At 66.3% G+C, this 19,870-nt stretch carries 18 protein-coding genes; 10 read left to right on the plus strand and 8 right to left on the minus strand.

Going from position 1 to position 19,870, the window contains the following annotated elements:
* Positions 1–107: 107 nt before the first annotated feature.
* The 3 genes from murJ to ACZ52D_RS09315 are packed head-to-tail and all read right to left on the minus strand — an operon-like array spanning position 108 to position 5,621.
* Positions 108–1,658, minus strand: coding sequence for a murein biosynthesis integral membrane protein MurJ (gene murJ / locus ACZ52D_RS09305; RefSeq protein WP_464441134.1), 1,551 nt, complete (start codon positions 1,656–1,658; stop codon positions 108–110).
* Complete coding sequence (locus tag ACZ52D_RS09310) at positions 1,655–4,495, minus strand: [protein-PII] uridylyltransferase (protein ID WP_417475531.1); 2,841 nt, start codon at positions 4,493–4,495, stop codon at positions 1,655–1,657. Before ACZ52D_RS09310 ends, murJ begins: the two co-directional genes overlap by 4 nt.
* Positions 4,455–5,621, minus strand: coding sequence for a penicillin-binding protein activator (locus tag ACZ52D_RS09315; protein ID WP_369925037.1), 1,167 nt, complete (start codon positions 5,619–5,621; stop codon positions 4,455–4,457). Before ACZ52D_RS09315 ends, ACZ52D_RS09310 begins: the two co-directional genes overlap by 41 nt.
* Positions 5,622–5,708: 87 nt before the next feature.
* Between ACZ52D_RS09315 and rsmI the strand changes: the two genes are divergently transcribed.
* From rsmI to ACZ52D_RS09335, 4 genes are all read left to right on the plus strand, one after another.
* Complete coding sequence (gene rsmI, locus ACZ52D_RS09320; RefSeq protein ID WP_464441135.1) at positions 5,709–6,566, plus strand: 16S rRNA (cytidine(1402)-2'-O)-methyltransferase; 858 nt, start codon at positions 5,709–5,711, stop codon at positions 6,564–6,566.
* 3 nt (positions 6,567–6,569) lie between these two features.
* Positions 6,570–6,944 (plus strand): YraN family protein, encoded by a 375-nt coding sequence (locus ACZ52D_RS09325; RefSeq protein WP_464441136.1) that lies wholly within the window; start codon positions 6,570–6,572, stop codon positions 6,942–6,944.
* 72 nt (positions 6,945–7,016) lie between these two features.
* Complete coding sequence (gene gshB / locus ACZ52D_RS09330) at positions 7,017–7,952, plus strand: glutathione synthase (protein ID WP_222456416.1); 936 nt, start codon at positions 7,017–7,019, stop codon at positions 7,950–7,952.
* Entirely contained in the window at positions 7,952–8,854 is a 903-nt protein-coding gene (locus tag ACZ52D_RS09335; RefSeq protein ID WP_464441137.1) for an alpha/beta hydrolase fold domain-containing protein, read from the plus strand. The genes gshB and ACZ52D_RS09335 overlap by 1 nt, the downstream gene beginning before the upstream one ends.
* Here ACZ52D_RS09335 and ACZ52D_RS09340 read toward each other — a convergent pair whose 3' ends face one another.
* From ACZ52D_RS09340 to cobU, 4 genes are all read right to left on the minus strand, one after another.
* Entirely contained in the window at positions 8,855–10,363 is a 1,509-nt protein-coding gene (locus tag ACZ52D_RS09340) for a YifB family Mg chelatase-like AAA ATPase (protein WP_464441138.1), read from the minus strand.
* Positions 10,364–10,487: 124 nt separating this feature from the next.
* Positions 10,488–11,171 carry a glutathione S-transferase gene (locus ACZ52D_RS09345; protein ID WP_464441139.1) on the minus strand — a complete coding sequence of 228 codons (684 nt, stop codon included), beginning with the start codon at positions 11,169–11,171 and terminating at the stop codon, positions 10,488–10,490.
* 58 nt (positions 11,172–11,229) lie between these two features.
* On the minus strand, positions 11,230–11,811 hold the full coding sequence (locus tag ACZ52D_RS09350) for a histidine phosphatase family protein (protein WP_464441140.1): 582 nt from the start codon (positions 11,809–11,811) through the stop codon (positions 11,230–11,232).
* Positions 11,808–12,326 carry a bifunctional adenosylcobinamide kinase/adenosylcobinamide-phosphate guanylyltransferase gene (cobU, locus tag ACZ52D_RS09355; protein WP_369925044.1) on the minus strand — a complete coding sequence of 173 codons (519 nt, stop codon included), beginning with the start codon at positions 12,324–12,326 and terminating at the stop codon, positions 11,808–11,810. Before cobU ends, ACZ52D_RS09350 begins: the two co-directional genes overlap by 4 nt.
* A 277-nt stretch (positions 12,327–12,603) precedes the next feature.
* Between cobU and ACZ52D_RS09360 the strand changes: the two genes are divergently transcribed.
* The 6 genes from ACZ52D_RS09360 to ACZ52D_RS09385 all read left to right on the plus strand — a co-directional run bounded on the left by ACZ52D_RS09360 (position 12,604) and on the right by ACZ52D_RS09385 (position 18,905).
* Positions 12,604–13,482: an RNA polymerase factor sigma-32 gene (locus ACZ52D_RS09360; protein WP_222456422.1), complete on the plus strand. Its 879-nt coding sequence runs from the start codon at positions 12,604–12,606 to the stop codon at positions 13,480–13,482.
* A 234-nt stretch (positions 13,483–13,716) separates the two neighbouring features.
* On the plus strand, positions 13,717–14,913 hold the full coding sequence (gene coaBC / locus ACZ52D_RS09365) for a bifunctional phosphopantothenoylcysteine decarboxylase/phosphopantothenate--cysteine ligase CoaBC (protein WP_464441141.1): 1,197 nt from the start codon (positions 13,717–13,719) through the stop codon (positions 14,911–14,913).
* Positions 14,914–14,950: 37 nt separating this feature from the next.
* Positions 14,951–15,406: a dUTP diphosphatase gene (gene dut, locus ACZ52D_RS09370; RefSeq protein ID WP_464441142.1), complete on the plus strand. Its 456-nt coding sequence runs from the start codon at positions 14,951–14,953 to the stop codon at positions 15,404–15,406.
* Positions 15,406–16,449, plus strand: a complete 1,044-nt coding sequence (locus ACZ52D_RS09375) for a HesA/MoeB/ThiF family protein (protein WP_464441143.1) — start codon at positions 15,406–15,408, stop codon at positions 16,447–16,449. Before dut ends, ACZ52D_RS09375 begins: the two co-directional genes overlap by 1 nt.
* A 20-nt stretch (positions 16,450–16,469) precedes the next feature.
* On the plus strand, positions 16,470–16,832 hold the full coding sequence (locus ACZ52D_RS09380; protein WP_464441144.1) for a hypothetical protein: 363 nt from the start codon (positions 16,470–16,472) through the stop codon (positions 16,830–16,832).
* A gap of 57 nt (positions 16,833–16,889) precedes the next feature.
* On the plus strand, positions 16,890–18,905 hold the full coding sequence (locus tag ACZ52D_RS09385; protein WP_464441145.1) for a M3 family metallopeptidase: 2,016 nt from the start codon (positions 16,890–16,892) through the stop codon (positions 18,903–18,905).
* A gap of 18 nt (positions 18,906–18,923) precedes the next feature.
* Here ACZ52D_RS09385 and ACZ52D_RS09390 read toward each other — a convergent pair whose 3' ends face one another.
* Positions 18,924–19,856: a 2-hydroxyacid dehydrogenase gene (locus tag ACZ52D_RS09390; RefSeq protein WP_464441146.1), complete on the minus strand. Its 933-nt coding sequence runs from the start codon at positions 19,854–19,856 to the stop codon at positions 18,924–18,926.
* Positions 19,857–19,870: the final 14 nt, after the last annotated feature.

Below are 19,870 nucleotides of genomic sequence, written 5' to 3' on the forward strand. Positions count from 1 at the left end.
CGCGGTCTCCAGTGTCTGTTCGCCACACCGCGCCTCAAGGGTGAACCGCGCCTGCAGCGCGGCCGCTGGCGCGGCCCTTGACCCGCGGTGCGGCGCAGGACGCGGTGCTAGGCCTGTTTGCGGCGGCTGAGGGCGGTGCGGAATTCCGACAGGCGGAAGGCCCCGAGGAGCTGGCCCACGGTGAAATAGAGTACGCCGCCCAGCACAACCAGGCCCAGCAGCGCAAGATAGCGCCAGTAGTCCAGCTGAAACAGCCAGCTGCCCCAGCTGGCGGCGGCGTAGAGCCCGCCGCCCATCACGGCAGACGCCACCAGGATGCGCCACGCGCGGCGACGGAAGCGGCTGTCGAACTGCGCCTCGGGCCCCATGCGGTGGGCGCCAAATGCCAGCAGCGCCACCATTGCCCAGCCCGCGGCGGATGCGGCCACAGCGGGCGCGATCCAGCCCAGCACCGGCTTCAGCCCAAAGGCCAGGCCCGCGTTTACCACCATCGCTACCAGCGCATAATGGAACGGGGTCCGGGTGTCCTCGCGGGCGAAATACAGCGGCTGCAGCACCTTTTGCAGCATGAAAGCGGGCAGGCCGGCACCGTAGACGGCAACCGCTAGCGCGATGGCGGCGACGTCCTCGGGTCCGGTGGCACCGCGCTCATACAGCACGGATACCAGCGGCAGCGGCACGGTCAGGAAAGCCACGGCGGAGGGCACTGCCAGCAGCAGCGAGAACTCGGCGGCGCGCGACAGGGCGTCCTGCGAGCCGGCCCTGTCGCCCGCGCGCAGGCGGCGCGACAGGGCGGGCAGCAGCACGATGCCGACGGCAATGCCAACCACCCCAAGCGGCAGCTGGTACAGCCGGTCGGCGATGAACAGCCAGCTGGCCGCCTTTTCGATATCCGAGGCCACGTACTGGCCGATTACGAGGTTGATCTGCGTGACGCCCATGGCCAGCGCCGCGGGCAGGGCCACAGCGGTGAGGCGGCGCATCTCCGGGGTCCAGCGCGGCAGACCGGGGCGCAGAACGATGCCTGCCCGCGCCGCCGCCGCCCAGACCAGCGCCAGCTGCGCGACGCCCGCCACCGGAATGGTCCAGACCAGCCAGGTGATCACCTCGCCGCCCAGGATGGCGGCCACGGCCATCGCAACGCAGGTAAAGACGTTCAGCAGCACCGGCGCGGCGGCGGCGGCGGCAAAGCGGCCGGTGGCGTTCAGCACGCCGGAGAACAGCGCCGCAAGCGACATGAACAGAATATAGGGAAAGACGATGTGGCCGTAGCCCACTGCCATGTCAAAACGTGCATCACCCACGAACCCCCCGGCTGTAAGCCAGACCAGGCCGGGCATGAACAGCATGCCAAGCCCCACCAGCGTCAGCACCGCCGCCGCCAGCAGGTTGAAGGCCTGCTGGGCGAAAGCGCGGGCGTCCTCGCCCGCCTCATAGCGTTTGGCGAAAGCGGGGACAAAGGCCGCGTTGAAGGCGCCTTCGGCAAAGAAGCGACGGAACAGGTTGGGCAGGCGGAAAGCCACGATGAAGGCATCCAGCACCGGCCCCGGCCCGATGAAGGCGGCAATGAGGATTTCGCGCGCAAAGCCCAGCACACGGCTGGCCAGCGTCCAGAACCCGACGGTCAGGAAGCCCGAAAGCAGTTTGATGGGTTTCATGTGTCCGCTCGTTTGGCCCCTTCGGAGATCGCTTCGCGCAGCTTCTTCTCCAACATGCGCTGTTTGGATGCCGTGTGGTACTTCAGGCCAAACATGTCCTTGACGTAGAAAGCATCCACGACCTGTTCGCCATAGGTCGCGATCACCGCATTGGCAACGTAGACATTGGCCGAAGCCAGCGCGCGGGCCAGGTCATAGAGCAGGCCGGGCCGGTCACGGGTGTCCACCTCGATGATGGTGTAGATCTCGGAGCCTTCGTTGTCGAAGGTGATGTGGGTCGGCACCTTGAAGGCCCGCTCGCGTTTCTTGATCTTGTCGCGCGACTTCAGTGCTTCTCCGGCGATGACCTCTCCCTTGAGGGTCTTTTCGATCATCTGTTTCATCCGGTGCAGGCGCGAGGGGTCGAAGGGGTGCCCGTCGGCGTCCTGGATCCAGAAGGCATCGGTGACATAACCGTCCTTGGTGGTGTAGGAGCGCGCGTCCACGACGTTGGCCCCGACCAGCGCCAGCGCTCCGGCGATGCGAGCGAAGATGCCGGGATGGTCCTCCATCACGAATGTGGCGCGGGTCGCATCACGATCCTCGTCCGGGTAGAGGCGGATCATCACCTCGTCCGGGCTGCCGCGACTGACGAACTCGCGCAGCATCTCGGCGAAATCCACATGCGCCGTGACATGCAGACCGTGCCAGTACGGTGGGTAGTGGCGGGCGGTTTCTTTCTTGAGGTCGGCCTTGGACCAGTCCGGCAGAGCCTTGCGCAGCGCCTTCTTGGCGGCGGCGCCGCGGTGCTCGCGATTCAGCGCTTCCATGCCCCCCTCAAGCGCAGCACGGGTCTGGCCGTAAAGCGCGCGCAGCAACGCCGCCTTCCAGTTGTTCCAGGTGTCCGGGCCGACGCCACGAATATCGCAGACGGTCAGCAACAGCAGCAGGTCCAGCCGCTTCACCGTCTGTACCGCCTTGGCAAAATCGCGCACCGTGCGCGGGTCGGCGATGTCGCGTTTCTGCGCCATGTCCGACATCAGCAGGTGATAGCGCACCAGCCATTCCACGGTTTCGCACTCCGAGGGCTTCAGCCCCAGCCGCGGTGCCACCTTGCGCGCGATCTGGGCTCCCAGAATGGAATGGTCCTGCGCCCGGCCCTTGCCGATATCGTGCAAGAGCATCGCCACCATCAGAACCTTGCGGTTGAGCCCCTTGCGCAGCACTTCCGACGACAGCGGCAGCTCCTCCTCCAGTTCGCCGCGCTCAATGGCGGCGAAGTTGGCGATCACCTGAATGGTGTGTTCGTCCACCGTGTAGGAGTGGTACATGTTGAACTGCATCATCGCCACGATCGGCTCGAATTCGGGCAGGAACGCGGACAGCACGCCCAGCTCGTTCATCCGGCGCAGCGCGCGTTCCGGGTTGCCGTGCTTCAGCAGCAGGTCAAGGAAGATCCGCCGGGCTTCCTTGTCGTTGCGCATCTCGTCGTCGATCAGGTGCAGGTTCGCGGTGACCAGCCGCATGGCGTCTGGATGGATCAGCATGCCGGTGCGCAGCGCCTCTTCAAACAGGCGCAGAAGGTTGACCTTGTCGGCCAGGAATTCCTCGGGATTGGCGACGTCCAGGCGGTTGCGCACCACGCGGTAACCCGGCTTGACGCGGCGGCGGCGGCGAAAGATCCGCTCCAGTAGCGGTTCGCTCTTCTGGTGGCTTTCCTCCAGCTTGGACAGGAAGATCCGGGTCAGATCCCCGACACGGGTCGCATGGCGGAAATACTCCTGCATGAAGATTTCCACGCCGCGCCGTCCGGCTTTGTCCTCGTACCCCATGCGCGCCGCGACTTCGACCTGCATGTCGAAGGTCAGTTGTTCGCTGGCGCGGCCGGTGGCCAGATGCAGATGCGCCCGCACCGCCCACAGGAAATTGGCGGCCTTGGCGAACAGTTCCATCTCCTCGGGGTGGAACAGGCCCAGTGGCACCAGGTCTTCCGCGTCCTGCACCTGGTAGAGGTACTTGGCGATCCAGAACAGGGACTGCAGATCCCGCAGCCCGCCCTTGCCCTCCTTGACGTTGGGCTCAACCATGTACCGCTGGCCCTGCTTCAGGTGACGCGCGTCGCGTTCGGCCAGCTTCGCTTCGACGAATTCGCGGGTGTCGCGGGAGAACAGCTCCGCCTTCAACCGCGCGTCCAGCTCCTCGGCGAGGGGCGCGTGGCCGGCCAGAAAGCGGTTTTCCAGCATGGCGGTGCGGATGGTGTAGTCTTCGCCGCCCAGACGCAGGCAATCCTTGATGGTGCGGCTGGAATGGCCGACCTTCAGGCGCAGGTCCCACAGGATATAGAGCATGGATTCGATCACGCTCTCGGCCCAGGCGGTGATCTTGTAGGGGGTCAGGAACAGCAGGTCGACGTCCGAGGCAGGTGCCATTTCCCCCCGCCCGTAGCCTCCCACGGCAATGACCGCGATCCGCTCGCCGCGGGTTGGCGTGGCCAGCGGGTGCAACAGGGTGCTGGCCACGAACATGGCAGTGGTCACCAGCCCATCGGTCAGAAAGGTGTAAGAGCGGGTCAGTTCGCGCGCCGAAAAGGGGGCCGCGGCAAAGGCGTCCGCAATCGCGGCGCGGCCGGACTTATTGGCCTCCCGCAGGATCTTCACGGCGGCGGTGCGCAGCTCCGTCGGCGGGACGTTTTCGGCCTCGGCGCGAATCTTCTGGCGCACCGCGACCGCGTCGAAGATATCCGCCGGATCGCAGATCAGCGGCCCCCGCGGGGCGGGGAAGCCGCTTTCGGTCTGCCCTGCGGTTACGAGGGCCGGATCAGAATCCGGCACCGGCGAAGCTGCTTGGGGCTGGGTCAATGACTACGACCTTCTGTTCCTGGATAGTGGCGACGGCCAACCCGCGCTCGTTGGTGCCGTCCGGGCGCAGCCGGAAGATGCCGCCAGCGCCCTGGAAGCCGGCGCCCTGGGTCAGCGCCGCTGTGGTCAACGCGTCGGATTTGCCTGCGGCCACCAGCGCCCCGATGGCGGCGATGCCGTCATAGGCAAGGCTGCCGATGGTGTGCGGAGCATTGCCGTAGGTCGCCTGATAGCGGGCGCTGAACTGCTGGACCTTGCTTTGGTCGGGCAGGGCAAACCAGCCACCCTGAACGCCCGGCAGCGACAGGGTTTGCGACGGGATGTCCCAACGGGTCAGACCGATATACTGCTTCTCGGCCGGGTCGACGCCCGCTTCCGGCATCAGCTGCGCCAGGAGCGGCAGGGCTCCGGCAGTGGTGGAGGTCAGGAACACCGCGTCCGCCTTGGCGGCCTCGCTGCGGATGGTCGGGATGGCGTTGATCACCCCCTGCTGAGACAGCTCATACCCGACGCTACCGGTGATCGTGGCACCGCTTTCTGCCGCGGCCTGCTGGATGGCGGTCCGCCCGGCCACGCCTGCGGCGTCATTGCCGCCGACGATCAGGATGTTGCGCTTGCCATTGCGGGCGGCGAATTTCGTCAGACGCCGCGCGGTGTTGTCAAAGGTCGGTCCCAGAATGAAGACATTGCCGCCAGCGATCGCCGTGTTGTTGGAGAAGGCCAGTACGTTCACGCCGCGCTGCCGCGCCGCGATCCCGGCGGCATTGGCCGCTTCTGCATAAACGGGGCCAAGGATGATCCGGGCCCCGTCATTCAGGGCTTGCTGCGCCGCGCTCGAGGCCACCTCGGGAGTGCCCGCGGTATCATAGACACGCAGGTCGATCTGCACGCCGTCGAGGTCTGCAATGGCAAGGCGCGCCGCGTTTTCCAGGCTCTTTGCCAGCACGCTGTCACCCTGCTGGGCAGATCCGCGCGGCACCAGCAGCGCGACCGGAACCGGCTTGGAGGTGTTGATGGTCGGGCCGCTGCCGATGGTTGCAGGGTCGCAGGCGGCCAGGGTCAGGGCGGACAGGGCTGCGGCGGCAGCAAGTGTTGCCTTGCGGGCCCGTTTGAAAACAGCAAACATAATGGCTTGAAACTCCGTTCTCCCGGCGCCAGAGCACCGTGTGAATTTAAGGACGGATCATAAACGACCAAAAAGGCGGGTCCAGCGTTGAATCATCTGAATGTCAAATTGGCTCCCGGGCTGTACTTTGTTGCCACGCCGATCGGCACCGCGCGCGACATCACTTTGCGGGCGCTGGACGTGCTGGCCTCGGCAGACGTGCTTGCGGCAGAGGATACGCGCTCTTTGCGCAAGCTGATGGAGATCCATGGCGTGCCGCTGGCGGGGCGGCGGATCATCGCCTATCACGACCACAGTGGCGGCGGTGCGCAGGCCAAGCTGCTGGAAGAGGTCGCCGCGGGCAAATCCGTGGCCTACGCCTCGGAGGCGGGGATGCCGCTGATCGCCGATCCCGGATTCGAGCTGAGCCGCGCCGCCGCCGAAGCCGGCCACATGGTCACCTGCGCGCCGGGACCCGTCGCCGCCGCCACCGCGCTGACGCTGGCGGGGCTGCCGACGGATGCGTTCTTCTTTGCCGGTTTCCTGCCGAATGCCTCGGCCGCGCGCAAGCGGCGGCTGGAGGAGCTGCGCGAGATCCCCGGCACGCTGATCTTTTATGAATCGCCGAAGCGGGTGGCCGCCTCGCTGGCGGATATGGCCGCCGTGCTGGGCAACCGCCCGGCGGCACTGTGCCGCGAGCTGACCAAGAAATTCGAGGAAGTCCTTCGCGCACCGCTGGCGGATCTGGCGGCGAACCTCGCCGAGCAGCCGGTGAAGGGTGAGATCGTGCTGCTGGTCGACCGCGCCCAGGCGGCCGAGGTCAGCGAGCGCGATCTGCAAAGCGATCTGCAGGCCGCGCTGCAGGACAATTCGGTCAAGGACGCCGCCGCCATCGTGGCGGAACTGCACGGGCTACCGCGGCGCAAGGTCTACCAGCTGGCGCTGCAGCAGGCCAAGGAGGGCTGAGCGGTGACGCGCGCCCGCCAGCAGCGCGGCGCTCGCGCCTACCATGCGGGCGAGGCGGCAGAGGACATCGTGGCGCGCCATTATGCAAACCTCGGCTACACCGTGGCAGAGCGCCGCTGGCGCGGGGCGGGCGGCGAAATTGACCTGATCCTCAAGGGGCCGGACGGGCTGGTTTTCGTCGAGGTGAAGCACAGCAGAACCAGCGCCGCCGCCGCCCTGCGGATCACGCCGCGGCAGATCGAACGCATTTATTCCAGCGCCGGGCAATATCTGGACACCCAGCCGCAGGGCCAGCTGACGCCGGTCCGGTTTGATGCCGCGCTTGTGAACGGCGACGGCGCGGTCGAGGTGATCGAAAACGCCTTTGGTATGGGGTGACGCATCGCTGCCCCATTGAACATGCGGCCCCGCTGGGCCATGTATCTGACCAGTTTACAAGGGATACTGCCAATGAAAATCGCCTTTCAGATGGACCCGGTCATGGGCGTGGACATCAACGCCGACAGCAGCTTCCGCCTGGCCGAGGAAGCCCAGGCGCGCGGTCATGAGCTGTTTTACTACGCCCCAGACCAGCTGGCCTATCAGGAAGGCCGCATCACCGCCCGCGGCCATGACATGACGGTGCAGCGGGTGGCGGGCGCCCCCGCGGTGCTGGGCGAAGAACGCGAGGTGGATCTGGCGGAGTTCGACGTGGTCTGGCTGCGGCAGGACCCGCCGTTCGACATGCACTACATCACCTCGACCCACCTTCTGGACATGCTGAAGGGCAAGGCGCTGGTGGTGAATGATCCCTTCTGGGTGCGCAACTACCCGGAAAAACTGCTGGTGCTGAACTTCCCCGACCTGACACCGCCGACCACCATCGCCCGCGATCTGCAAACCATCAAGGCGTTCAAGGAAAAGCACGGCGACGTGATCCTGAAGCCGCTCTATGGCAACGGCGGCGCGGGCGTGTTCCGACTCGATGCCAACGACCGCAATCTGACCTCGCTGCACGAGCTGTTCACCGGCTTCAGCCGCGAGCCGCTGATCGTGCAGAAATTCCTGCCCGACGTCAGCAATGGCGACAAGCGGGTGATCCTGGTCGACGGCGAGGCGGTCGGCGCGATCAACCGGGTGCCGGCAGCGGGCGAGACACGCTCCAACATGCATGTCGGCGGCCGCCCCGAAAAGATCGGGCTGAGCGAGCGGGATCTGGAGATCTGCGCCGCCATCGGCCCCCTGCTGCGGGAAAAGGGTCAGGTCTTCGTCGGCATCGACGTGATCGGCCACTACCTGACCGAGATCAACGTGACCTCGCCCACCGGCATTCAGGAGCTGGAGCGGTTCGACGGCGTCAACATCGCCGAGAAGGTCTGGCAGGCGATCGAAGCCAAGATCAGCTGATGAGCTGGCAGCGCCGGGCCATCAACGCGTGGATGCGTCATGGCATGAAACCGGTGCTGCGGCGCGCCAGCAGCCCTGAACTGGCGCGGCGCGTGTTCGAATTTGCCGCGCCGCGTCTCTACCCGGCGCTGCCCTTCACCCGCCTGCTGCCGCTGCGCGCGCCGGTGCCGATGACGCTGGTCAGCTGCGGCAGCCCGCGCGTGGGGCAGATCATCCTGTTTTTGCACGGCGGCGCCTATCTGGCGGGCAGCGCGCGGGCCTATCAGGGCATGCTGTCGCGGCTGTCCCAGGCCGCCGGTCTCGAGATTGCAGTGCCGGACTACCGGCTGCTGCAACAGGCCGCGTTCCCCGCCGCATATGAAGACGCCCTGCTGGCCTGGCAGCACCTGCGACGGCGCGGCTATGCGCCGGGCCGGATCCTGCTGGCCGGGGACAGTGCGGGCGGCGGGCTGGCGCTGGCACTGCTGGCGGGCCTTCTGGCAGAGGGAGAGCGCCCGGCCGGGCTGATCGCCTTTTCGCCTTGGTGCGACCTGACACTGTCGGGGGCCAGCCTGCGCGACAACCGGGCCTGCGATGTCATCATCCCGACGGGGCGGATGCCGGAGGTTGTGGAGCAATATCTGGCCGGGGCCGACCCGGCCGATCCGCGAGCCTCGCCCCTGTTTGCCGATTTCCCCGGCCCGCCGCCGGTGCTGATCCAGGTGTCCGACGGCGAGGTGCTGCGCTCAGACGCCGAGCGCATGGCGGCCCGGCTGCAGGCCGCCGGCAGCGCGGTGCAGCTCCGCCTGTGGCACGGGCTGCCGCATGTCTGGCAATTCATGGCAGGGCACCTGCCGGAGGGGCAGGCGGCGCTCGATGAAGCCGCGGTATTTGCCCGTGCGGCGCTGGACGGTAGCACGTAGTCACCGGGCTGCGGGCAGGCGGAAGCTCAGCGCCTCGGCGAAATGGTGGCGTTGCACGCGCTCTTCGCAGGCCAGATCGGCGATGGTGCGGGCCACGCGCAGCACCCGGTGATAGCCTCTTGCGCTGAGACCGAACCGCTCGGCAGCTCGGCTCAAGAGGTCGCGGCTGTCGGGGCCGGGGGCCGCGGCGTCTTCCAGCAGCTGCCCCTCAGCGTCGGCATTCTGCTCTATGCCGGAATGGTTTGCATAGCGAGCCTGCTGCAGCTCGCGGGCGCAAGCCACCCGCTGTGCGACCTCGGCCGAGCCTTCGGCACAGGGCGGCAGATCCAGATCCGCAATGTCGACGGGCGGCACATCCAGATGCAGGTCAAACCGGTCCAACAGCGGGCCAGAGATACGGCCAAGATAGTCTGCGCCGCACCCCGGCGCGCGGGCGCAGGCCCGGTTTGCATCGGCCAGGTAACCGCATTTGCAGGGATTGGCCGCGGCCACCAGCATGAAGCGACTGGGATATTTCACATGCGCATTGGCGCGCGCCACCATGACTTCGCCAGTTTCCAGCGGCTGGCGAAGGGTTTCCAGAACCGGGCGTGCGAATTCCGGCAGCTCATCCAGGAACAGAACCCCGTTATGGGCGAGGCTGATCTCGCCGGGCTGCGCCCGTCGTCCGCCGCCGACAATGGCCGCCATCGAGGCGGTGTGATGCGGTTCGCGGTACGGGCGGACGCGGCTGATGCCACCGTCCTTGATCAGCCCGGCCAAGGAGTGGATCATCGAGGTTTCCAGTGCCTCCCTTGGTGTCAGCGGCGGCAACAGAGAGGGCAGGCGCGCCGCCAGCATAGATTTGCCGGAGCCGGGTGGTCCGACCATCAGCAGGTGATGGCGCCCGGCGGCTGCGATTTCCAGCGCGCGCTTTGCCTGCTCCTGCCCCTTCACGTCGCGCAGATCCTTGGTTGCAGGGGCGTTGCCGGCCTCGCCCGGCGTGGCGGGTTCGATCAGGCGCTGGCCGGTGAAATGCTGAACGGCTTCGGCCAGCGTGGTGACGCCGAAAACCTGCGCCGCATCCACCCAGGCCGCCTCGGCGCCGGAACCTTTGGGGCATATCAGCATCCGTGCCTGTTCAGCCGCGGTGACGGCTGCGGGCAGGGCGCCCACCACCGGCATCAGCTGTCCGTCGAGTGACAGCTCGCCCAGGGCGATGGTGTCCTCGGCCTTTTCAGCAGGGATGATCCCGATCGCGGCGAGAAGCGCCAAGGCGATCGGCAGGTCGAAATGGCTGCCTTCCTTGGGCAGATCGGCAGGCGACAGGTTTACGGTGATCCGGCGCGAGGGCAGGGCGATCGACATCGCGGCAAAGGCGGCGCGGACCCGTTCGCGCGCCTCGCTCACTGCCTTGTCGGGCAGACCAACCACCGAAAAGGCCGGAAGCCCTGGCGCGACGGCGCATTGCACCTCGACCAGGCGTGCATCGACCCCCTGAAAGGCCACCGTGTAACAGCGTGTGGTCATCTCTCCCCGTCCCGTTCTGGTCGGAAAGAGGCTTGGCAATCATGGTTTCCGAATGGTTAACGCGGGGCGGGTCGCGCTGTGAATTCACGCAAAATTGGCGCTGGTCGCCCCGCCCCGGTACCCGTCAGTCCAGCGACCAGGCACGCTTTGGCAAATCCAGCGGGTAGGGCTCCGGGTCGTAGGTGACCTCCTGCGCCTGCTGTTGCCAGCTCTGAACCGTTGGGTCGGAGAGCAGCAGCTTGCAATAGGCGCGGGTTTCGGCGCTGACGGGCAAGTCATAGCCGATGATGCGGGCAGCGACCGGCGTGTAGAACGTATCAGCCAGAGAGTAGGCCCCGAACAAGTGACCCGTTGAGGCGCCGGACATGAGGCGGGCGTGGGCGAACAGCGTTTCGATTCGCGCGAGGTCGGTCCTGACCGCCTCGGATGGGGTAAAGCCCTCGTAAATGCCGCCCAGCTGCATCGGGCAGTCGCCGCGCAATGCGGAAAAACCGCAGGCCATTTCGGTCACCAGCCAGCGCGCAGTGGCGCGATGTGCCGGATCGGTCGGCCACAGCCCGGCCTCAGGGTGGCGTTCGGCCAGGGTTTCCGCGATAGCCAGGCTTTCGCCGACCACGGTGCCGTCCGGCAGTCGCAACACCGGCACCAGGCGCGCCGGGGCGAGATGCGCCAAATCCGCCGCCATGCGCCCGGAGTACAGCCCGACCATGTGGACGGTGTGGGGCAGATTGAATTTCTCGAGCATGAGCCAGCCGCGCAATGACCAGCTGGAATACATGCGGTCGCCAATATAGAGTTCATATGTCATAAGGCGAGGGTAGCCGCGGAAAATACATTCTCAAATGGAATGTTTGTGATGGAAATGATCACGGAATGTGATTGATCGTGTCGGCGATCCAGCCGTCCGGGCCGACAGACACCTGACTGACGGAAAGGTTGTCGATCTTGTGCCCAAAGGCCTCCAGCGCGGTGAGGCGTGCAGCGCGCTGGATCTGGCTGAGAATCTGTCCGAAATGACCCACCACGATCAGGTCGCTGCCCTCATGCGCGGCCACCAGCCGGTCGATCGCCGCATTCACGCGGGCACAGAGCTGGTTCCAGCTTTCGCCCCCCGGCGGCGTGCTGTCCCCCGGCGTATCCCAATAGGCGCGGATTCGGTCCGGGTCTTCGGCGTCGACCTCGGCCCAGCTGCGCAGCTCCCAGGCGCCAAAGTGGATTTCGCGCAGCCCCGGCAGATGCGGCAACCGCTGTCGGTTGCCTTGAATGGCATCCGCGGTGGCGACCGCCCGCGACAGGTCCGAAGACACCACCAGCGCGTCGGCGGGCAGATGCGCCGACAGGCGGGCCAGCGCGGCCGAATCGGAGAGATCCGCGGGCAGGTCTGACCAGCCGACCATACATTTGGCGTGAGTCGGCCCGTGCCGAACCAGGAACAGGCGGGTGGTCACAGGCTGCCTTTCAGCACCAGGGGCAGCCCGGCGGTGACTTGCACCACCCGGTCGGCGCGCGCGGCCAGAGCGATGTTCAGCCGCCCCTGAGCCTCCCGGAACCTCCGGGCCAGCGCGTTTTCGGGCACGATGCCCAGTCCGGTCTCGTTGGACACGATCACCAGATCTGCCGCGCAGGCGTCGATGGCGGACATCAGTTCCGACTCGGCGGCGGCAAGGTCGTGTTCGGCCAGCAAATGGTTGGTCAGCCACATGGTGGCGCAGTCCATCAGGCAGATTTGCCCGCATGTCAGCCCCGGCAAGACTCGCCCGGCTGTTTCCGGCTCCTCTACAGTGGTCCAGCCAGCCCCTCTTTGTGCGAGATGGCGGGACACTTTTTCGCGCATTTCGGCGTCAAAAATTTGTGCAGTTGCCCAGTAAACTCTGTCTTTTGTGCTGTTTACGCACAGGCCTTCGGCAAATGCCGACTTTCCTGAGGCCGCGCCCCCAAGAATTAAAGTTACATTTGCAGGCATTTTTTGCTAACCTGTATGTACGAAGCCGTTCCTGTGGGTAACTGCAGGGCCCGGTAAAGACAAGAGACCGCAGCGCCCGGGGTTCCAATGTTTCCAAACCGGGGAGGCTGCGCAGGGGCCAAATTACTTTTTTACGTTTCCCGTTTGGCCTGTGGATGTGGCGAAAGCTGCACCCGATGCGCTGTTGCTGTTGGCCCAAGGGCGATCCGGGCCCCCAATTGTTCCAAGTTAAGTCCCCAGACGGCAGTTTGTTAATTAGTTTCCGGGGGGAAATCTTATGGCACTAGATCACACACATGAAAACCCATTGCCGAAACAGGCCATGCGGGCAGAGCTGCTGGATGCAGAGACCGAGCTGCGCCTGGCCTATGCCTGGCGGGATGAACGGGACGTGCAATCGCTGCACCGCCTGATCAACGCCTATATGCGGTTGGCAATCTCCATGGCAGCAAAATTCAAACGCTATGGGGCGCCGATGAATGACCTGATCCAGGAAGCCGGGCTGGGTTTGATGAAGGCGGCCGACAAGTTCGACCCGGATCGCGGTGTGCGGTTCTCGACCTATGCGGTGTGGTGGATCAAGGCATCGATTCAGGATTACGTGATGCGCAACTGGTCCATGGTACGCACCGGCTCGACCTCTTCGCAAAAGTCGCTGTTCTTCAACATGCGCCGGGTTCAGGCGCAGCTGGAGCGCGAGGCCCGGGCGCAGGGGGCGCGGTTGGATCAGCACCAGCTGCACCAGAAGATTGCCACCGAGATCGGCGTGCCGCTGCGCGATGTGCAGATGATGGATGGGCGTCTTTCGGGGGCCGATTTCTCCCTCAACGCGGTACAGTCGACGGAGGATGAGGGGCGCGAATGGATCGACGCGCTTGAGGATGACACCACCCAGGCAGAAGAACTGGTTCAGCAGCGTCACGACCGCCGCCAGCTGCGCAAATGGCTGGTCGGTGCCTTGCAGGCTTTGAACGACCGCGAGCGGTTCATCATCACCGAGCGCAAACTGCGCGAACGGCCGCGCACGCTGGAAAGCCTGGGCACGGAACTGGGCCTGTCCAAGGAGCGCGTGCGCCAGCTTGAGGCCGGGGCGTTCCAGAAGATGCGCAAATGCCTTGAAAACAAGTCGCGCGAGGTTCACAGGCTCCTGTCCTGACCAGCCCGACGGGCCATAGCGTCTGGTGAAGCGCCGCCATTCGGTGGCGCTTTGCCGTTGGACCCGGGGCGCAAGTGATACACGCGCGCTGATGGCTGCCTTGGCCTCCTTCGTTGCGGGCGAACGTCGGCAATTCGGTCCGCCCGCGTCACGCGGCCCCGCTTGCGGGAAAAGCGTTTCACACTTCTGGCGCTGCGCAGTACAGTCGCCCTGAAGGTGGCAGAGGACCCGCAAATGCTGGCTAGCAAACATATTCTTCTGATTATCGGTGGCGGAATCGCGGCTTACAAATCGCTGGAGCTGATCCGGCGCCTGCAAGATCAGGGCGCCCGCGTGACCCCCGTCCTGACGAAAGCGGGCGCCGAGTTCGTCACGCCGCTGTCGGTTTCGGCCCTGGCAGGGACACCGGTGCATCAGGAATTGTTCGATCTGACCTCCGAAGCCGAGATGGGCCATATCCAGCTGTCACGCAGCGCCGACCTGCTGGTGGTGGCCCCCGCGACGGCGGATCTGATGGCCAAGATGGCGCAAGGCCTCGCCAATGATCTGGCCTCGACGCTGCTGCTGGCCACCGACACGCCGGTGCTGCTGGCGCCCGCCATGAACGTGCGCATGTGGGAACACCCCGCCACCCAGCGCAACATCGCCCAGCTGAAGGCGGATGGCGCGGGCTTTGTCGGTCCCAATGACGGCAGCATGGCCTGCGGTGAATTCGGCCCCGGCCGCATGGCCGAACCGGACGAGATCGTGGCCGCCATCACAGCTAAACTGTCCGACGGACCGCTGCGGGGCAAACGAATCGTGGTGACCTCCGGCCCCACGCATGAGCCGATCGACCCGGTGCGCTATATTGCCAACCGCTCCTCCGGGGCGCAGGGCACGGCACTGGCGCGGGCCTTGCGCGACCGCGGTGCCGAGGTGGTGTTCATCACCGGCCCCGCCGAGGTGCCACCGCCCGAGGGCGTGCAGGTGGTGCCGGTCCAGAGCGCGCGTGACATGGCCGCCGCGGTAGAGGCCGCCTTGCCCGCCGATGCCGGTGTCTTTGCCGCAGCGGTGGCGGATTGGCGGGTGGCCAGCGCCTCGGACCGCAAGCTGAAGAAATCCAAGGACGGTTTGCCGGTGCTGGAGTTCGCCGAAAATCCCGACATCCTGAAGGGTGTTGCCCAGATGACGTCGGGACGCCCGGCGCTGGTGGTGGGCTTTGCCGCCGAGACCAACGACGTGGTCGACAACGCCACCGCCAAGCGCAAGCGCAAGGGTTGCGACTGGATCGTCGCCAATGACGTCTCGCCCGCGACCGGCATCATGGGGGGCAGCGAAAACGCGGTGACGCTGATCTCGGAAGATGGCGCGGAAAGCTGGCCGCGGATGGGCAAGGACGAGGTCGCCGCGCGTCTCGCCGACCGGATCGCCGCGGCGCTGGCCGGGTGACATTGAGTATTTTCAGAAAGATGAAGGGGCAGCGGGGATGGTGACGATCCGTGTGATCCATGACGAGGGCGCGGACCGGGATGTGCCGCTGCCCTCTTATGAAACGGCGGGGGCGGCAGGCGCCGACATCCGCGCCAACCTGCCGGACCGCGGCTGCCTGCAGCTGGCGCCGGGGGAGCGGGCGCTGGTGCCGACCGGGCTGCGCATAGAAATCCCCGCTGGCTACGAGGTGCAGATCCGCCCACGCTCCGGCCTGGCGCTGAAGCATGGCATCACCCTGCCCAACACCCCCGGCACCATCGACAGCGATTACCGCGGCCCGCTGGGGGTCATCGTGATGAACGCAGGCCAGGAGCTGTTCGAGATCGCCCACGGCGACCGCATCGCCCAGATGGTGGTGGCGCCGGTGCTGCAGGCCCGCTTCGAGCTGGCCGATGCCCTCAGCAGTTCGGCGCGCGGCGCGGGCGGCTTTGGCTCCACCGGGAGAGGCTGATGCTGCGGATCCTGTTCCTTGCGGCGCTGATCTGGTGGGGCGGGCGGTTTCTGGGCTTGCCGCGCAACCTGCGGATTGCGGTTCTGGTGGTGCTGTTCGCCGCGGTGCTGGCGGTGCAGCTGACGCTGCCTGCCGGGCATCCCCTGCGCGAGGGCATCGGCGGCTCTGCCGGGGCCTGGCTGCTGCTGGGCGGTGTTGCGCTTTTGGCTGGTTTCTATGCCCGCATCGTTGCAGCCCTGAAATCGCGCGCCCAGCCGCAGGATACAGCCGCACCGCAGCCCGCGAGCCGTTTTTCCGACAGCGAGCTGGACCGCTATGCCCGCCATATCGTGCTGCGCGAGGTCGGCGGCGCGGGCCAGAAGAAGCTGAAACAGGCGCGGGTTCTGGTGATCGGTGCCGGCGGTCTGGGCGCGCCCGTGCTGCAGTACCTGGCCGCGGCCGGGGTGGGCACCATCGGGGTGATCGACGATGACGTGGTCGATAACGCCAACCTGCAGCGCCAGGTCATCCACCGGGACGAGGATATCGGCAAGCCCAAGGTTTTCTCGGCCGCGGCGGCGATGCGCGCGCAGAACCCTTATGTAGAGGTGCGCCCCGACAACCGCCGCCTGACCGATGACATCGCGGCGGATCTGTTCGCGGACTACGACCTGATCCTCGACGGCACCGACAATTTTGACACCCGCTATCTGGCCAACCGCCACGCCGTGGCGCTGGGCAAGCCGCTGATCTCCGGCGCGCTGTCGCAGTGGGAGGGGCAGATCAGCCTGTTCCATCCGGCCAAGGGCGGCCCCTGCTATCAGTGCATCTTTCCCGAAGCCCCGGCCGCGGGGCTGGCGCCCAGCTGTGCCGAGGCAGGGGTGATCGGCCCCTTGCCGGGGGTCATCGGCGCGATGATGGCACAGGAGGCGGTCAAGCAGATCACCGGTGCGGGCCAGGTGCTGCGCGGCGAGATGCTGATCTATGACGGGCTTTATGGCGAAACCCGCAAGATCCGCCTGTCCCCGCGCGCCGATTGCCCGGTTTGCGGCTCCGGCCACTAGGAAACCGGAAGCCCCCTGATTTGAACGAGGCCTTCTTCATCTCTGTGCTGTGCGGCGCGCTGTTCGGCGGCAGCGCGGAAACCGTGCATGAGTTTTCCTACCCCGGCGGCGCCGCGTCGATCCGCACCGATTGCGAGAACTCCCGGCGGGTGGTGGAGTTCGGTCTCGACAGGCGCAGCAGCCTCGACAGCATCCAGCAGGCGCTGTTTGCCGCCGAGATCACCGGCAAGGAGGCGGTGGTGGTGCTGATCGATACCGACGGCCGCTTTGGCCGCTATGAATGGCGTATTGCGCGCGCGGCCAATATCGCAGGCGTGCCGATCCGCATCATCCCGGCGGCGCTGGTTGCGGATAGCGACAGCGTGCCGGGGGCGGGCGGCTAGGGCCGATTGCAGCCGCCCGGCTTTGCCGCTAGCGTCGCGGACAAAGGAGATCCGTCCATGTCCAACCCGCTTTTGTCCAACTGGGACACACCGTTTGAAATCGCCCCCTTCGCCGAAATCTCGGACGAGGATTTTGCCCCTGCGCTGGAACAGGCACTGGCCGATCACGCGGCGCAGATCGAGCAGATCGCGACCAATTCCGAGCCGCCCAGCTTTGCCAATGTGATCGAAGCGCTGGAAACACCGTGCCGCGCGTTGGAGCAGGTTCTGGGCGTCTTTTTCACCGTGGCTGGCGCGGACAGCAATCCGCGGCGGGAGGAGCTGCAGCGGGAGTTCTCGCCGAAACTGGCGGCGCATTTTTCGGCCATCACCGCGAACAAGGCGCTGTATGCGCGGGTCAAGGCGGTCTGGGAGCAGCGCGACGCGCTGGATCTGACACCCGAGCAGCAGCGCGTGCTGATGCTGACCCATCGCGGCTTTGTGCGTGGCGGCGCGGCGCTGGAGGGGGCTGCCGATCTGCGGATGCAGGAAATCAAGGCACGGCTTGCGACCTTGGGCACCCAGTTCACCCAGAACCTGCTGGCAGATGAGCGCAGCTGGTTCCTGGAACTCTCGGAGGACGATCTGGAGGGGCTGCCCGCCTTTGTGGTGGACGCGGCCCGCGCGGCCGGTGCGGAGAAGGGCTGCGATGGCCCGGTGGTCACCCTGTCGCGTTCGCTGATTACGCCGTTCCTGCAGTTCTCGCCCCGCCGCGAGCTGCGCGAGAAGGCTTTCAGGGCCTGGGCCGCCCGCGGCGCCAATGGCGGCGACACCGACAACCTGGCGATCGCTGCCGAGATCCTGGCGCTGCGCCAGGAACGTGCGCGGCTGCTGGGCTATGACAGCTTTGCCGCCTACAAGCTGGAAACCGAGATGGCGGGCACGCCCGAGGCGGTTCGCAAGCTGCTGATGGACGTCTGGGGGCCCGCCAAGGCGCAGGCAGATGCCGATGCCGAGGTGCTGACGCAGATGATGCGGGCCGACGGCATCAACGGCGATCTGCAGCCCTGGGACTGGCGCTATTACGCCGCCAAGCGCCGCCAGGCCGAGCATGATCTGGATGAGGCCGCGCTGAAGCCCTATCTGCAGCTGGACCGGATGATCGAGGCGGCCTTTGCCTGCGCCAACCGACTGTTCGGGCTGGAGTTCGCACCGCTGGATGTGCCGCTGTACCACCCGGATTGCCGCGCCTGGGAGGTGACCCGCAACGGCGCGCATGTGGCGGTCTTCATCGGCGATTATTTCGCCCGCGGCTCCAAACGCTCCGGTGCCTGGTGTTCGGCGATGCGCCAGCAGGCCAAGTTCCCGGAAAAGCAGACGCCTGTGGTCATCAACGTCTGCAACTTTGCCAAGGGCGATCCGGCGCTGCTGTCCTGGGATGACGCCCGCACCCTGTTCCACGAATTCGGCCACGCGCTGCACCAGATGCTGTCGGACGTGACCTACGAGAGCATCTCGGGCACCTCGGTTGCGCGCGACTTTGTCGAGCTGCCGAGCCAGCTCTACGAACACTGGCTGGAAGTGCCCGAAGTGCTGCAGGAATTCGCCACCCATGCGGAAACCGGCGCGCCGATGCCGCAGGAGATGCTGGACAAGGTGCTGGGGGCCGCGAATTTCGACATGGGCTTCCAGACGGTGGAATATGTCGCCTCGGCGCTGGTGGATCTTGCCTTCCACGACGGTGCTGCCCCGGCAGACCCGATGGTGAAACAGGCCGAGGTTCTGGCCGAGATCGGCATGCCGGATGCCATTACCATGCGCCATGCCACGCCGCATTTCGCCCATGTCTTTGCGGGCGACGGCTACTCCTCGGGCTATTACAGCTACATGTGGTCCGAGGTGATGGACGCGGACGCCTTCGCAGCGTTCGAGGAGGCAGGCGGCGCCTTTGACCCCGAACGCGCCAAGGCGCTGGAGGAGCACATCCTGTCCACCGGCGGCTCGGCTGATCCGGCAGAGCTCTACACCGCGTTCCGCGGCCGCCTGCCGGGGGTCGAGGCGCTGCTGAAAGGGCGCGGGCTGGTCGCAGAATAGGCTCCGCCGCGCCTGCCCCTAGTAGCCGAGGCTGCGGTCGACCAGATGCAGCATCGGCTCACCTGCCTCGCAGCGGCGGATGTTTTCCGCAATCACCTCGGCGGCGGTGCTTTCGCGGGTCTCTGAGGCGATATGCGGCGTCACCGTCACGTTTGGATGCGCCCAGTAGGGGTGCTCCGGCGGCAGCGGCTCCACCCGGAAGACATCCAGCGTGGCGTGGCCGACCTGGCCGCTGTCCAGTGCTGCCAGCAGCGCGTCGTCATCGATCAGCGGCCCGCGCCCCGGATTGATGATGCGGGCGCCGCGGGGCAGCATCGCCAGCGTTTCGGCATTCAGGATGTTGGTCGTGGCGGGCGTGTCCGGCAGCAGAAGCACCACGATTTCCGCCTGCTCCAACGCCCGGCGCAGCCCATCTTCGCCTGCGTGGCAGGTGACGCCGTCCAGATGTTTCTGCGTGCGGCTCCATCCGGTTACCGCAAAGCCCAATGCCGCCAGCGTCTCGGCGACGGCGCGGCCGAGGGCGCCAAGGCCCAGAATGGTGACCTTGCGGTCGCGCGCCAGCGGTGGCACCTTCGGCTCCCACGTTCCGGTCTGGCCCTGGATATGCGCGTCCATCCCCAGGTGATAGCGCAGCGTGTGCCCGGCCACCCATTCGCGCATGCCCAGCTCCAGCCCGGCATCCACCATGCGGGTCAGCGGTGCGGTCAGGGTGGTGTTGGGCACGATCTTCTCGACCCCGGCCCAGAGGCTCAGCACCGCTTTCAGCCGGGTGAAGGGGGTGAAATCGCTGACGGGGCCGGTCGGCGCATAGATGATGTAGTCGACTTCCTGCGGGGCGAAGTCGCAGCCGAGGTTCACAGTCAGCCCAAGCGCATCAAAGGCGCGTTTCAACTCGGGCTCGTAGGCGGGCCAGCTGGCCGCACGGCCGGCAAAGAGAACGTTGACTGTCATGGGAACTCCGAAAT

The organism is Leisingera sp. S2M4, assembly GCF_055398055.1.